The organism is Citrobacter sp. C348 (genome assembly GCF_047467975.1).
GTDB lineage: Bacteria > Pseudomonadota > Gammaproteobacteria > Enterobacterales > Enterobacteriaceae > Citrobacter > Citrobacter gillenii.
The window spans coordinates 66,299-81,524 of sequence record NZ_JASJUJ010000012.1; the positions used below are offsets into that span (position 1 = coordinate 66,299).

The window sequence follows — 15,226 nt, forward strand, 5'->3', positions numbered from 1 at the left end:
TCCACCCTCTTTTTAACAAAAAACCACACTTAGAATGTTGTTTTTAATCAATTGTAAGTGCATGTAAAATACCACTTTAGAGTTAGTAACCCCCTCCAGCCTCTCACTCTTTGGTCTATTCCCGACACCGATCACCTTTTTCAAACTTCTTCATATAACTGTATGTTATCGCGAGATTTAATCAATTTTTGCTAGTTCTCTTCAAAAATCAGTTTGCCGCTAATTTGCACAATTCGCTTATTGCGTGATCTGCCGCTCAAATCCCAAACAAAACTCCAAATGCCCCTACATTTAACGTTTATGAGACATATTATTAACATCCTACAAGGAGAACAAAAGCCATGAGCCAAATACATAAACACGCTATTCCCGCAAATATTGCGGATCGTTGCCTGATAAACCCGGAGCAGTACGACGCGAAATACCAACAATCTATTACCGAACCCGATACTTTTTGGGGTGAGCAGGGAAAAATTCTTGATTGGATACAACCTTATAGCCGGGTAAAGAACACCTCTTTTGCGCCTGGCAACGTATCCATTAAATGGTACGAAGACGGCACGCTGAATCTGGCAGCAAACTGCCTTGACCGCCATCTGCAGGAAAACGGCGATCGCACCGCCATCATCTGGGAAGGCGATGACGCGACCCAGAGTAAACATATTACCTATCGCGAATTGCATCGCGACGTTTGCCGTTTTGCCAATACATTGCTGGATTTAGGCATTAAAAAAGGCGATGTGGTGGCGATCTATATGCCAATGGTCCCGGAAGCGGCGGTGGCGATGCTGGCCTGCGCCCGTATTGGCGCGGTGCATTCGGTGATCTTTGGCGGGTTCTCGCCGGAAGCCGTTGCCGGACGTATCATCGACTCAAACTCGCGCCTGGTGATCACCGCCGATGAAGGTGTGCGTGCTGGACGCGGCATCCCGCTGAAAAAGAACGTGGATGATGCGCTGAAAAACCCGAACGTGAAGACCGTTGAGCACGTGGTGGTCCTCAAACGTACCGGCGGAAAAACAGACTGGCAGGAAGGCCGCGACCTGTGGTGGTCCGACCTTATTGAGAAAGCGAGTCCTGAGCATCAGCCGGAAGAGATGAACGCGGAAGATCCGCTGTTTATTCTGTATACCTCCGGTTCAACCGGTAAGCCAAAAGGCGTGCTGCACACCACCGGCGGGTATCTGGTTTACGCAGCGACCACCTTCAAATACGTGTTCGATTATCATCAGGGCGATATCTACTGGTGTACCGCTGACGTCGGCTGGGTAACCGGGCACAGCTATTTGCTGTACGGCCCGCTGGCCTGCGGCGCTACCACGCTGATGTTCGAAGGCGTACCCAACTGGCCAACGCCTGCGCGTATGTCGCAGGTCGTGGATAAGCATCAGGTCAATATTCTCTATACCGCACCCACCGCGATCCGCGCCCTGATGGCAGAAGGCGATAAAGCGATTGAAGGCACCGACCGTTCGTCACTGCGTATTCTGGGCTCTGTCGGCGAGCCGATTAACCCGGAAGCCTGGGAATGGTACTGGAAGAAGATTGGCAACGAAAAATGCCCGGTCGTCGATACCTGGTGGCAGACCGAAACCGGCGGTTTCATGATCACCCCACTGCCGGGCGCTACCGAACTGAAAGCCGGTTCGGCAACACGTCCGTTCTTCGGCGTGCAGCCGGCGATTGTCGATAACGAAGGCAACCCGCTGGAAGGCGCGACCGAAGGCAACCTGGTGATCACCGATTCCTGGCCGGGTCAGGCGAGAACCCTGTTTGGCGATCACGATCGTTTTGAGCAGACCTACTTCTCCACCTTCAAGAATATGTACTTCAGCGGCGACGGCGCGCGTCGTGACGAAGACGGCTACTACTGGATAACAGGACGCGTGGACGACGTGCTGAACGTTTCCGGCCACCGTCTGGGGACGGCTGAAATCGAGTCGGCGCTGGTGTCGCATCCGAAGATTGCCGAAGCCGCGGTAGTGGGTATTCCGCATAATATTAAAGGCCAGGCCATCTACGCCTACGTCACGCTGAACCACGGCGAAGAGCCGACACCTGAGCTGTACGCTGAAGTACGCAACTGGGTGCGTAAAGAAATTGGCCCACTGGCAACGCCAGACGTGCTGCACTGGACCGACTCACTGCCAAAAACCCGCTCCGGCAAAATTATGCGCCGTATTCTGCGCAAAATTGCGGCGGGCGATACCAGCAATCTGGGCGATACCTCGACCCTCGCCGATCCTGGCGTGGTAGAGAAACTGCTCGAAGAGAAGCAGGCTATCGCGATGCCATCATAACCCTAACCGTGAAATGCCCGATGGCGCGCTGCTTATCGGGCCTACAGGTTCAGCATCCCTTGTAGGCCGGATAAGGCGTTAGCCGCCATCCGGCAAAATAAAAAATCCCCCTACCCTCTCTTCATCGGGAGGGAAATTATAAAACCTCCCCCAAAGGATTTCGTGTTGCCGGACTGCGACAGCTAACAGGTCATGCCTGCAGCGTGAAAGACAAAGGGGACCTCTGGAGAGCTCTGCGATGAATGACAATATTTATCAGCGGATAGAAGACAGTGCGCGTTTCAGGGAGTTAGTTGAAAAAAGGCAACGGTTTGCCGCTGTACTATCCATCATCATGCTGGTGGTTTATATCAGCTTTATTTTACTGATTGCCTTTGCGCCTGGCTGGCTGGGGACACCGCTACATGCGGGAACCAGCGTCACCCGAGGTATTCCAATTGGGGTGGGCGTGATCCTCATCTCCTTCCTCCTGACCGGAATCTATATCTGGCGGGCCAACGGTGAATTCGATCGTCTTAACAATGCGGTTCTGCACGAGGTTAAAGCATCATGAAGAGAGTCCTGACGGCGCTAGCCGCCACGCTGCCCTTCGCCGCAAATGCGGCGGATGCTATTAGCGGTGCAGTCCAACGCCAGCCAACCAACTGGCAGGCGATTGTTATGTTCCTGATTTTCGTCATCTTTACGCTCGGCATTACCTACTGGGCGTCTAAGCGCGTGCGTTCGCGTAACGACTATTACACCGCGGGCGGTAACATCACCGGTTTCCAGAATGGGCTGGCGATTGCGGGCGACTATATGTCGGCGGCGTCGTTCCTCGGGATTTCCGCGCTGGTCTTTACCTCTGGCTATGACGGGCTGATTTACTCACTCGGCTTCCTGGTCGGCTGGCCAATCATTCTGTTCCTGATTGCCGAACGTCTGCGTAACCTCGGTCGCTACACCTTTGCGGACGTCGCCTCTTACCGTCTGAAGCAGGGGCCTATCCGTATTCTGTCGGCCTGTGGTTCACTGGTGGTGGTCGCGCTGTACCTGATCGCCCAGATGGTGGGTGCCGGGAAGCTAATCCAACTGCTGTTCGGTCTGAACTATCACATTGCTGTGGTGCTGGTTGGTGTGCTGATGATGATGTACGTGCTGTTCGGCGGTATGCTGGCCACTACGTGGGTGCAAATCATCAAAGCCGTACTGCTGCTGTTCGGTGCCAGCTTTATGGCCTTTATGGTCATGAAGCACGTCGGCTTCAGCTTCAACAACTTGTTCACCGAAGCGATGGCGGTACACCCGAAAGGCTCGGCGATTATGAGTCCGGGCGGATTGGTGAAAGACCCAATATCCGCGCTATCGTTAGGCCTCGGACTGATGTTCGGAACCGCGGGTCTGCCGCACATTCTGATGCGTTTCTTCACGGTCAGCGATGCCCGCGAAGCGCGTAAGAGTGTGTTCTACGCCACCGGCTTTATGGGTTATTTCTACATCCTGACCTTTATCATCGGTTTTGGCGCAATCATGCTGGTCGGTGCAAACCCGGCATATAAAGACGCGGCTGGCGCGCTGATTGGCGGCAATAACATGGCGGCGGTGCATCTGGCCAACGCGGTGGGCGGTAACCTGTTCCTCGGCTTTATCTCCGCAGTGGCCTTTGCCACCATTCTGGCCGTGGTTGCTGGTCTGACGCTGGCGGGTGCCTCGGCGGTCTCTCACGATCTGTACGCTAACGTGTTCCGTAAAGGTGCTACCGAGCGTGAAGAACTGCGCGTGTCGAAAATTACCGTACTGGTACTGGGCGTGATTGCCATCCTGCTCGGCGTGCTGTTTGAAAACCAGAACATCGCCTTTATGGTCGGCCTGGCGTTCGCTATCGCGGCAAGCTGCAACTTCCCAATCATCCTGCTTTCCATGTACTGGTCACGACTGACCACGCGTGGTGCCATGCTGGGCGGCTGGTTAGGTCTGATAACGGCAGTGGTGCTGATGGTGCTTGGCCCAACGGTATGGGTGCAAATTCTCGGTCACGAAAAAGCCATTTTCCCGTATGAATACCCGGCGCTGTTCTCCATTAGCGTGGCGTTCCTCGGTATTTGGTTCTTCTCTGCTACCGATAATTCTGCAGAAGGTAACCGCGAGCGTGAGCAGTTCCGTGCTCAGTTCATCCGTTCCCAGACCGGGTACGGCGTAGAGCAAGGTCGCGCGCACTAATCCTCTCCTCTTCCCCGGTCTTTTTGGCCGGGGATCACATTTTTCTCTCTCCAACGTATCCATCACTGTTGATAGCGCTACAGTACCAAAATGAAATTGAAACACTGTTTTTATTACATAAACACGTTAATTCATTTTGAGAAAAGAGGATGCGATGAAGAAATATGCCCTGGTAGGAACCGGCGGGCGAGCGGGCCTGTATATCTCAGCGATTGGTGGGCAATGGAAGGAAAACGCCCGGCTGGTCGCCTTTTGCGACACCAACCAAACCCGTATGAACTACGCGAATCAGCTATTAAAAAATGAGGGGGCCGCTCCGGTATCCACCTGGAAAGCCGCACAGTTTGAAGACATGATCCGCGAAACCCGCCCCGATGTCATCATCGTGACCACTATGGACCGCACCCACGATGACTATATCGTGCGGGCGCTGCACGCGGGCTGTGATGTGATCACTGAAAAACCGATGACCATCGATGAGAAGCGCGCCCTGCGTATTCTCGACGCCATTGAAGAGACCGGACGCCAGGTGCGCGTCGCCTTTAACTATCGCTATGCTCCACATCACAGCAAGGTACGCGAGCTGCTGATGAACGGTGCCATTGGCGACGTCTTTTCGGTTCACTTTGAGTGGTTACTGAATACCGAACACGGCGCCGATTACTTCCGCCGCTGGCATCGGGAAAAACGCAACAGCGGCGGCCTGCTGGTGCATAAATCGACCCATCATTTTGACCTGATGAACTTCTGGCTGGACAGCTATCCGCAGCGTGTTTATGCCGAAGGCAGCCTGCGTTTCTACGGAAAAGAAAATGCCGAACACCGCGGTGTGACGCAGTTTTATCCACGTGCTCATGGCTATGCGCAGGCCAAGGACGATCCGTTTGCACTACAAATGTCGGAGAATCCACAGCTTAAAGCGCTGTATCTGGATGCCGAACACGAAGACAACTATTTCCGAGATCAAAGTGTATTCAGCGATGGCATCACCATTGAAGACACGCTGTCGGTGCTGGTGAAATATCAAAACCAGGTACAGCTCACCTACTCGTTGAACACTTATCTGCCGTGGGAAGGACTGAACGTGGTGTTTAACGGTAGCGAAGGTCGCCTGGAGATGAAGATCGTGGAGAAATCATACGTCAATGCAGGCGGGGCGAGGGAGAACGAAGGCAGCCTGGAAAGCTGTGATATTACCGTTTTCCCGATGTTCGCTGCGCCCTGGCAGGCCGACTTCACGCTGGGCGAAGGCGGCCACGGCGGCGGTGATAACGCGATGCTGGCCGATCTGTTTGGCGAGCCGCGGCACGATCCGCTGCAGCGCGCCGCCGACCATCGCGCGGGAGCCATGTCGATCATGACCGGCATCGCCGGGAATCTCTCCATGCAGCAGCAGCGCCCGGTAAATTTTAAAGAGTTTGAACTGATTTCACGGTTGAAATAGCGTCCGGACCGCTGGTCAGAACATCAGCCTCGCGACCAGCGGTGCCACCAGCACCATCACCACGCCGGAAAGCATCATCACCAGGCTGGCAATCACCCCTTCCTGTTGGCCAAGCTCATAGGAGCGCGCGGTGCCTGCACCGTGCGACGCTGCACCAAACCCGGCCCCTTTCGCCATCCCTTCACGAATAGAAAGGCGCAAAAACAGCATGTCGCCCACCGCCATACCGAACACGCCGGTGATCACCACAAACAGCGCCACCAGATCCGGCTGCCCGCCCAGCGGCTCGGCCGCCGCCAGCGCAAATGGCGTGGTCACCGAGCGCACCGCCAGGCTGCGCTGGATCTCATCGGGTAACATAAACAGACGCGCCAGCCAAACCGAACTGGTGACAGCCACCAGCGTTGCCGTCACCACGCCCGCCGTCAGCGACATCCAGTGACGCTTAATAACCGCGAGGTTATCGTAAACCGGCACGGCAAACGCGATGGTCGCCGGGCCCAGCAGCCACATCAGCCAGTGCGATTCACCAATATAGTTTTGCCAGGAGATATGCCCGAACACCAGCATCAGCACCAGCAGCGCGGGCGTGAGGACCAGCGGCATCAGCGGCAATGTCCGAAAACGACGATACAGGCGCTTGTTGGCAAAATAGATACCCAGCGTAATCACCAGACACAACACGCTTAACTGGAAATTACTCACGGTTTAGCCTGCGCATTTCATAGCGATACACTTTATCGACCACCCACGCTGTGGCGCCGAGTACCATCAGCGTGCTGATGGCAATAACGGCAAAAATGCGCCAGCCATCCACCAGCAGCAGGTGCGTATAGTTCACCACCGCGACAACCGCCGGGACAAAAAACAGCAGCATTTCGGCCAACAGCCAACGGGCGCCTGCGCGTATCCAGCTAAGCGGGATCACCCGACACACAATCAGCGCCAGCATCAGTACCATCCCGACCAGGTTGGCGGGAAGCGGCAGATGTAGCCAGGAGACAAGATATTGAGCAAAAACAAATAAACCTGCGTACAACAGAACCTGAACGGGGACCTGGAGTCGATGAATAACCGCAGGCGTCACGCGGCTAATCGCCACAGCCATGAGGGAATGTCCGTAAAAAAGAGAGAGCGCCAGTATAGAGACCCTCCCTCAAGGACTGAAATGAATTAAACTCATTGCAAGCATAGTCTTAAGGAATAATCATGGATATCAGAACGCTGCGATATTTTGTTGAGGTGGTTCGCCAGCAGAGCTTTACCCGCGCGGCGGAGAAGTTGTTTGTCACCCAGCCGACCATCAGCAAAATGTTGAAGAACCTTGAAGACGAGCTGAATTGCACGCTGCTAATCCGCGATGGGCGGCGATTGTTGCTGACCGATACCGGACGCATCGTCTTTGAGCGCGGCCTGGCGATCCTCGCCGAATTCCGCCAACTGGAGGCGGAACTGAGCGATATTAACCATCTGAATAAAGGGATCCTGCGACTCGGTATTCCCCCGATGGTCGGCATGCTAATGGCTGGCCCCATCAGCCTGTTTCGCCAGCGTTATCCCGGCGTTGAGCTGAAAATATCAGAATTTGGTGGCTTAACCGTCCAGCAGGCAGTGATGAACGGCGATCTGGATGTGGCGATGACGGCGCTACCGGTCGAAGAAGAGAGCGGTCTGGCGACCTTGCCGCTTTTCAGCCATCCACTTTGCGTGCTGGTGCCGCGCTCCGGCCAGTGGACAACCTGTGATTCCATTTCCCCCGAGGCGCTGGCCGAGCACCCGCTGCTAATCTACAACGAAGATTTCGCCCTGAGCCGTCAGTTGCTGGAGTTGTTTAGCCAGCATCACGTCAAGCCGCGCATTGCGGTGCGCAGCGGGCAGTGGGATTTCCTCGCCGCGATGGTACAAGCCGGAGTTGGGATCGCCATTTTACCGGAGCCCATTTGCCAAAAACTGGATAAGCAGACGCTACGCTGGATCCCGCTGGAGAGCCATTTACGCTGGCAGTTGGGCATGATCTGGCGCGAAGGCGTGTATCTGTCGCACAGCGCACAGGCATGGCTAAAATGCTGCGAAGGGTTTTGGTTAACGCAGGAGACGTAAGTTGCCGGATGGCGCTACGCTTATCCGGCCTACAATTGCGTTCCGTAGGCCTGATAAGCGTAGCGCCATCCGGCACAATCGTTTACTGATTCTCGATCAACAGTGCTTCCAGCAAATCCAGATCGTGCAGCAGTTTCTGCAGCGTTTCATTGCTGATTTCGCGCGTGGCGCGCAGATGATACAGCTCTGCACGCTCCGAGCGCAGCGCCGCCAGACGGAAACGCCGTTCGAGGTTTTCTTCCTGCATCGAGCTTTCGGCGTCGTTACGTCCATCGACGCGACGACGCAGGTTACCAATCACCCGCGAGCTCACCTCAGTCAGCAGTTGATTATCGATATTCTCCTCACTATCTGCAGCCAGACGCTCTTCCATTTTCTGAATGGCCACAATCGCCACTTCCGCCGTCGCGGCGCGAGCAATGCGGATCTCTTTTTGCTGCTGCGAGTGATCCGCCACTTCAAGATGCTGCAGCAGGATCGGCAGCATCACCACGCCAACAAACAGCGAGAACAGAATCACACCGGCGGCAAGGAAGATCAGCTCATAACGTGCCGGGAAGCCGCTGCCGTCTGGCAACAATAGCGGAATAGAAAGGACACCAGCCAGCGTGATGGCCCCACGCACCCCCGCAAAGGAGGCGATCAGGATTTCACGCGTGGTCCACGAGCCAAACTCCATCGGCTTCTTCTTCAGAAAGCGCATGCTGAAGTTTTTCATGGTCCACAGCCAGCCAAAACGCACCAGCATCAGTGCTGCATAGATCAGCACGATATCGGTAAACAGCATCCACATTTCGACATTCGGATCGGCGTCTGCCGCCGCCAGCGACGACTCCAGAATACCCGGTAACTGTAGTCCTAACAGCAGGAAGACCATGCCGTTAAACACAAACTCGAGCATGGCCCAGGTGCTGTTCGCACGTAAGCGCATCGCCAGCGGTGCGCGACGCATGACGCCAGAACGGGTAATCGTCATCCCAGCCGCCACCGCCGCGAGGATCCCGGAAACACCGATATGTTCAGCAATCAGATAAGAGGCAAACGGCAGCAGGAACAGCAGGACAATTTGCGTGGCGGGCTCATCGCCGCCCCAGCGGCTGAGAAAACGCAGGGAGCGACCGTACAGCCAGCTGACCACAAACCCCGCCAGGATACCGCCAATTGCCACCTTGAAGAATTCAACCGTCGCACCGCCGACGGTAAACACCATCGTGCCCATCGCCACCGCGACAGCAAACTTGAGTGAAACCAGACCGGAGGCGTCGTTCATTAACGCTTCGCCCTGCAGGATGCCCATGATTTTCTTCGGGATGCGGCCTTCACCGACAATGCCAGAAAGTGCCACGGCGTCAGTTGGCGACAGCACGGCGGCCAGCGCAAAAGCCGGGATCAGCGGAATGCCCGGCACCAGCCAGTAAATCATAAAGCCTATTCCGACCACCGTGACCAGCACGAGCGCCAGCGCAAGGCCGAAAATCTCTCGCCCATGCTCGAGAAACTCACGCGTTGGCGTCTTCCAGCCATCGGCAAACAGCAGCGGCGGGATAAACAGAACCAAAAACAGTTCAGGGTCGAACTCCACATGCAAACCAAACGTCGGCCACGCCAGCAAGGCGCCGATGGCGATCTGCATAAGGGGTAAAGGGAGTTGGAAGGGCAATACGCGAGTCACTACCCCCGACAGCGAGACCACAAGGGTCATGATGAGTATGGTAAAAAAGATTTCCATGCGTTCCCTGTTTGCGATGTTTCTTATGATATGCGACGAGAGGCGTCGTGCCTCAATTCTATCTTCCTCAGAGTAACGCAAAAGACAACGAGATGTGTTCCGAAAATAAAAACGGGCGGCAAAAGCCACCCGTTTTCAGGATCATCATGATGTGAGAATCAGATTGCCCAGCCGCCGGCATAGAAGGCCACCAGCGCGATAGAAATGACTACGGTACCGATGTTCAGTTTACGCCATTCACCGGAAACAATGCGTCCAATCACCAGCGTAGCAAAGCCGATCATAATGCCGGTAACGATGTTACAGGTCAGCACGATGAACACAGCAGTCACCAGACCCGCCATCGCATCCACAAAGTCTGCGAAGTCAATTTTCGCTACGTTGCTCAGCATCAGCAGGCCGACATACATCAGCGCCGGTGCGGTCGCGTAGGCAGGAACCAGATAAGAGAGCGGAGAGAGGAACAGGATCAACAGGAACAGCACGCCGACGGTGATCGCGGTCAGACCGGTTTTACCACCCGCCGCCGTACCCGCTGCGGACTCAATATACACTGCCGCAGGAGCCGCCCCCACCAGACCAGAGAACACGCTGCTCAGGGAGTCGGTGGTTAACGCTTTACCGCCATCAATAATCTGTCCGTCTTTATCCAGCAGATTCGCCTGCCCCGCCACGGCACGGATAGTCCCGGTCGCATCGAAGACGGCGGTCATCACCAGCGCCAATACGCTCGGCAGGACGATCGGGTTCAACGCCCCCATAATGTCCAGGCTGCCGATCAGGGAATTCCCTTCCGCATCGCTCAAAGAAGGCATGGCAAAAATACCGGAAAAATGCACGGTAGGGTCGAAAATCAGGCCAACAACAGAAATACCGATGATGGTCAGCAGGATGCCGCCCGGTACTTTCAGTTTTTCAAGGCCGATAATGACCGCCAGGCCAATCAGCGACATGATCACCGGGAAGGTATCGAAATCGCCCAGAGCAACCGGCAGGCCGTCCAGTGGGTTCTTAATCACCAGCCCAACGCCGTTTGCCGCAATCAGCAGCAGGAACAGGCCGATACCAATCCCCGTGCCGTGCGCAACGCCCTGCGGCAGGTTGCGCAGGATCCAGCTACGGATACCGGTCGCAGAAATAATGGTAAACAGGACGCCCATCAGGAACACCGCACCCAGCGCCACTGGCACGCTAATATGCTGCCCCAGCACCAGGCTAAATGCGGTAAACGCCGTCAGCGAGATAGCGCAACCAATCGCCAGCGGCAGGTTTGCCCACAGGCCCATTACAATAGAACCCACGCCGGCTACCAGGCAGGTCGCTACGAAAACTGCAGCCGGTGGGAACCCGGCTTTACCCAACATCCCCGGAACCACAATGACGGAGTAGACCATTGCCAGGAACGTCGTTAATCCGGCAACGACTTCCTGACGAACGGTACTGCCGCGGTGCGAAATTTTAAACCAGGCGTCGAGTGAGCCGCCGGTACGCGCTGAAGGCGTAGACATAGAAAACATCCCCTGAGAGTTTATTTTTCGTCAATATGCGTGATGGACAATCCACTGCCTGCTAAACGTTTTCTCCATGTGCCAGGTTTGCGCCAAAAGGGGTGTCGCAAAAAAGCAAACGTTTAGCTTCACGCATAAAAAACGGGTGGTAAAAAAAAGCAAACGATTATCCTGCGATCATACGGCGGTTTTCAACAGAACTTTGCCGCTTTTTATGCATTTCTTCTTATAGCGCACAAGAAATAGCCAACCGATGCGCAAACGTTATCGTTAATGCGCAATCTGGCAACAAATTTCGCTGGGTTATTGCAACATGCGCTACTATTTCAGGCGCAAAGTCGCACAGGAAAACAGGTGAAGATGCAGGAAAAATTTCGGCTAAAAAACCGCCAATTGACTGGCAATTGTCCTGGGGTGACTTACAATTACTTTATCAACACAGACCGGAACCTCCACTACGTGCTCGACTGAGGGGTGTTGATGTCGGGGGAAACCCTCCCGTGAACCAGCGGGATAGAGTGAAAGACAAAGACCGGAACCAAACTAAAGCGCCCAGTTGTGGCGCTTTAGTTTTATACCCATCACCGGTTTCAAACTCATCAATCATCTTCCAGCAATCGCGCCCCAGTCCCCTGCTCACCAAGCTGATCGCCTGGGTTACGCAACGGACAATCACTGCGTGACAAACAGCCGCAGCCAATACAGCCGTCCAGCTCATCGCGTAGTGCCACCAGAGTATGAATGCGTCGGTCAAGCTCTTCGCGCCATTGTGAAGAAAGCTGCCTCCACTCCTTCGCACTGAGCGAGTGGCCTTCGGGTAATACGCCCAACGCATCACCAATTGTTGCCAGCGGAATACCAATCCGTTGAGCAATCTTGATGATGGCCACATAACGCAGCACATCTCGTTTGTATCGACGCTGATTACCGCTATTGCGCATGCTGCTGATTAACCCTTTGCTTTCATAGAAATGCAGGGTCGATACTGCCACGCCGCTACGCTTTGCCACTTCACCAGGGGTGAGCAGCGCTTTAATCCGGGGTAATTTCTTTTCCATAAATCGCTTTACCTCAAGTTAACTTGAGGAATTATACTCGCCGACAGACAAAACGACGAATCGAATACTGAGAAAGAGGCTGCCATATGTCCCATCAGCAAATTATTCAGACACTTATTGAATGGATTGATGAACATATCGACCAACCGCTGAATATCGAAGCGGTCGCGAAAAAATCAGGTTATTCAAAGTGGTATTTACAGCGAATGTTCCGTACGGTGATGCGCCAGACGTTAGGCGACTATATTCGTCAGCGTCGACTGCTGCTGGCCGCCGTTGAGCTACGCAATACTGAGCGACCTATTTTTGATATTGCGATGGATCTCGGCTATGTATCGCAACAAACATTCTCACGTGTGTTCCGCCGCGAGTTTGATCGAACCCCCAGCGACTATCGCCATCGTTTGTAGAATTATTGCCCGCCCTGCGTCAGTATGGCGGGCGAGCGCTTAACCCAGTGCATGAACTCCTGCGGCGGCAATGCTTTCGCAAAGTACCATCCCTGACAAAACTGTACGCCGCGCTCCAGCAGCCAGCTGATTTGATCCGCTGTTTCGACCCCTTCTGCAATTGTCTTCAGGTGTAAACTTTGCGCCATTTCGATGATATGTTCGGCAATCATGTGGCTGGTACTGTTGGTGGTCAGCGTACTGATAAACGATTTATCGATCTTCAGAATATCCACATTCAACGAAGACAGATTGTGCAGATTGGAATACCCAGTCCCAAAATCATCAAACGCGACTTCATAACCCGCCTGACGAAATGCCTGAATAACCGGGGTCATCTTCTGCAAATCAATAAATCCGCGCTCGGTGACTTCAACCTTGATTTGCTGCGAACGTACAGAGTAGTCGCGTGATTTTTCAGCAATCAGCGCGATCAGCCGGGATGAATGAAAGTCGGAGGCAGAGAGATTTATTGAGATGTAAAGCTGAGGGTGTGCTGACAGAAAATAGCCCAAATCGTTGAACACTTCTTCGACCACATAATCCGTTATCTTCTCAATCATCCCTTCCTTTTCCGCCAGCGGAATGAATTCTGTCGGACTCATGACCTCACCTTTGCAACCGGGCCAGCGCAACAGCGCCTCGGCCCCAACGCATTGACCATTTTTGATATCAATGATCGGCTGGTAATGCAGGCAAAGCTGGCGTTTTTTGAGCGCGCGTTTTAACAGACGGCGAGGAGAATAGTATTGTTGGCGCGTACGCCACCACATCAGTAGGATCAGGATGCTACAGATCACGCCGAAAGGGAGCGTTAGTACAGCTTCATGATAGAAATTCTGATCAACGCGATCGTCCGTGGTCGACACAATAACCGCAATGGGCCGCTTTTCTGAATGCACGATGGTATAGAAACGATCGTCTTGCTGGAATGTCGGGGCATCGCCGCGTACCAGCGGCAGTAATTGCGCAACGTTTGACCCTTCACTGGCAGAGAAAAAGCTATCCGTTACCGTATCATAGACCCCCCAGGCGAGGTCCGGATCATCAGACATGACCTCGCTGTAGGATAAAGGATTGATAACGACAACGTAGTTTCCTCTTTGCATATACGTCATTCTGTAGCCAGAAAAAAACGGCGTATCGCGATAGTAATAAATGGAGATGTCCGGCGTCCGCTTATAGTCAGCGGTGGGCATAATATATGAGGCTGGCGGCACCATCGACGTTGAGCACAAAAAATGATCGCCCTGCGCATAAATGAGATCGCTGATATATAAACGCCCACGAATAATATTCAGCATACTTTTTTGATGCGCCGGGGTACACATCTCCCCTTGATACAGTTGTGCCATATCACGCGCGAGATCGGCTTGCTGGATCACCAGCTCCGTTTTATTGAGGGCCAGCTGCGCAAAAGTGCGGAGTTGATTGCGGGTTTCGGACGTCGCCCTGACATGAGCAAACCATAACGCCAGTACCACGGGGAGCAATACCACCGTGAGTGTTCCAAGGAACCTCAGCGTCTTACGTCGCGCACTGTGAGTCATGTCAGCCCTATTTCCCTGTATCGTATATGCCAGTACCCATCAAGGCAGGATGCTATAAACGCCGGCTAGTTAAGTTGTATGAATCTATCAACATTCGCAACCGCCGTCTCTATGTAAAAGTCTGATAATAGCGGATGATGATATTCTTTTTCCGTAAGGCAAACTTAAAGTTAAGCTTATTTGAAAATAGCACACTGTAAAAGTCGTAATGTTTTATTCGCGTTATACGGGCTTCGCATAAAAAATACATAAATTTTTTTAAAGATTAATTTAGGATAAAGATAACAAGCAGCGTAAATACACCTTCTATTACGAATGATGCATTCGCTCACCACATCCTATAACCACAATTCAATAAAGGTTATTAACCAATAAAAAGAGCGTCCCGCACTGGTGAACAAACGAACAGATGTGATATAGTTCACAAAAATCATGTAACAGAAACAGTGTTTCATTGATGTGCATGCCCGCCGATAGCCAGAGTGCCACACCTGTTGTGAACAACCCCGTGCTGTCCTGGGCATCAAGACTTTTTGAGGACGTTTTTCATGGCAACAATAACAACTGGCGTAGTTCTTCTGCGGTGGCAACTGCTGAGCGCAGTGCTGATGTTTTTAGCCAGCACGCTCAATATCCGTTTTCGTAAATCAGATTATATTGGCCTGGCCGTTATCAGCAGCGGTTTAGGGCTGGTTTTCGCCTGCTGGTTTGCAACCGGATTGCTCGGCATCACCCTGATGGACGTGTCCGCTATCTGGAATAACATCCAGTCTGTGATGGTAGAAGTGATGAGCCATACGCCGCCAGAGTGGCCGATGGTATTAAACTGATCAAAAGAAAGCGTCCGACTGAACTAAAATTTCAATCGGACGCTTATTTTTAGGTTAAG

General features: G+C 53.4%; 13 protein-coding genes. 7 read left to right on the forward strand and 6 right to left on the reverse strand.

Annotated elements, in window-relative coordinates; translation table 11 throughout:
* Positions 1-341 precede the first annotated feature (341 nt).
* From acs to QNN86_RS20070, 4 genes are all read left to right on the forward strand, one after another.
* Positions 342-2,300 (forward strand): acetate--CoA ligase, encoded by a 1,959-nt coding sequence (gene acs / locus QNN86_RS20055; RefSeq protein WP_181618059.1) that lies wholly within the window; start codon positions 342-344, stop codon positions 2,298-2,300.
* Positions 2,301-2,538: 238 nt separating this feature from the next.
* On the forward strand, positions 2,539-2,853 hold the full coding sequence (locus tag QNN86_RS20060; RefSeq protein WP_096758693.1) for a DUF485 domain-containing protein: 315 nt from the start codon (positions 2,539-2,541) through the stop codon (positions 2,851-2,853).
* A complete protein-coding gene (gene actP, locus QNN86_RS20065) occupies positions 2,850-4,499 on the forward strand; it encodes a cation/acetate symporter ActP (protein WP_096758694.1) in 1,650 nt (549 codons plus the stop codon). Before QNN86_RS20060 ends, actP begins: the two co-directional genes overlap by 4 nt.
* A gap of 154 nt (positions 4,500-4,653) precedes the next feature.
* Entirely contained in the window at positions 4,654-5,943 is a 1,290-nt protein-coding gene (locus tag QNN86_RS20070; RefSeq protein ID WP_279277382.1) for a Gfo/Idh/MocA family protein, read from the forward strand.
* A gap of 15 nt (positions 5,944-5,958) precedes the next feature.
* Here QNN86_RS20070 and QNN86_RS20075 read toward each other — a convergent pair whose 3' ends face one another.
* Positions 5,959-6,648, reverse strand: a complete 690-nt coding sequence (locus QNN86_RS20075) for an LrgB family protein (protein ID WP_115259693.1) — start codon at positions 6,646-6,648, stop codon at positions 5,959-5,961.
* Positions 6,641-7,051, reverse strand: a complete 411-nt coding sequence (locus QNN86_RS20080; RefSeq protein ID WP_414212279.1) for a CidA/LrgA family protein — start codon at positions 7,049-7,051, stop codon at positions 6,641-6,643. Before QNN86_RS20080 ends, QNN86_RS20075 begins: the two co-directional genes overlap by 8 nt.
* 101 nt (positions 7,052-7,152) lie before the next feature.
* Between QNN86_RS20080 and QNN86_RS20085 the strand changes: the two genes are divergently transcribed.
* The gene (locus tag QNN86_RS20085; RefSeq protein ID WP_096758697.1) at positions 7,153-8,043 is read left to right on the forward strand and encodes a LysR family transcriptional regulator; all 891 of its coding nucleotides are present in this window, start codon (positions 7,153-7,155) and stop codon (positions 8,041-8,043) included.
* A gap of 82 nt (positions 8,044-8,125) precedes the next feature.
* On the opposite strand, the gene QNN86_RS20090 is transcribed toward QNN86_RS20085, so the two are convergent.
* From QNN86_RS20090 to soxR, 3 genes are all read right to left on the reverse strand, one after another.
* Positions 8,126-9,772: a Na+/H+ antiporter gene (locus QNN86_RS20090; protein ID WP_181618061.1), complete on the reverse strand. Its 1,647-nt coding sequence runs from the start codon at positions 9,770-9,772 to the stop codon at positions 8,126-8,128.
* Positions 9,773-9,930: 158 nt separating this feature from the next.
* Complete coding sequence (gene ghxP, locus QNN86_RS20095; RefSeq protein ID WP_096758700.1) at positions 9,931-11,280, reverse strand: guanine/hypoxanthine transporter GhxP; 1,350 nt, start codon at positions 11,278-11,280, stop codon at positions 9,931-9,933.
* Between the two features lie 599 nt (positions 11,281-11,879).
* Positions 11,880-12,338 (reverse strand): redox-sensitive transcriptional activator SoxR, encoded by a 459-nt coding sequence (soxR, locus tag QNN86_RS20100; RefSeq protein WP_096758701.1) that lies wholly within the window; start codon positions 12,336-12,338, stop codon positions 11,880-11,882.
* Between the two features lie 86 nt (positions 12,339-12,424).
* Between soxR and soxS the strand changes: the two genes are divergently transcribed.
* A complete protein-coding gene (gene soxS / locus QNN86_RS20105; protein WP_096758702.1) occupies positions 12,425-12,748 on the forward strand; it encodes a superoxide response transcriptional regulator SoxS in 324 nt (107 codons plus the stop codon).
* Between the two features lie 2 nt (positions 12,749-12,750).
* On the opposite strand, the gene QNN86_RS20110 is transcribed toward soxS, so the two are convergent.
* Positions 12,751-14,337, reverse strand: a complete 1,587-nt coding sequence (locus QNN86_RS20110; protein ID WP_115259698.1) for an EAL domain-containing protein — start codon at positions 14,335-14,337, stop codon at positions 12,751-12,753.
* A 548-nt stretch (positions 14,338-14,885) separates the two neighbouring features.
* On the opposite strand from QNN86_RS20110, the gene QNN86_RS20115 reads away from it, so the two are divergent.
* Complete coding sequence (locus tag QNN86_RS20115; RefSeq protein WP_096758704.1) at positions 14,886-15,167, forward strand: YjcB family protein; 282 nt, start codon at positions 14,886-14,888, stop codon at positions 15,165-15,167.
* The last annotated feature ends 59 nt before the right edge of the window (positions 15,168-15,226 follow it).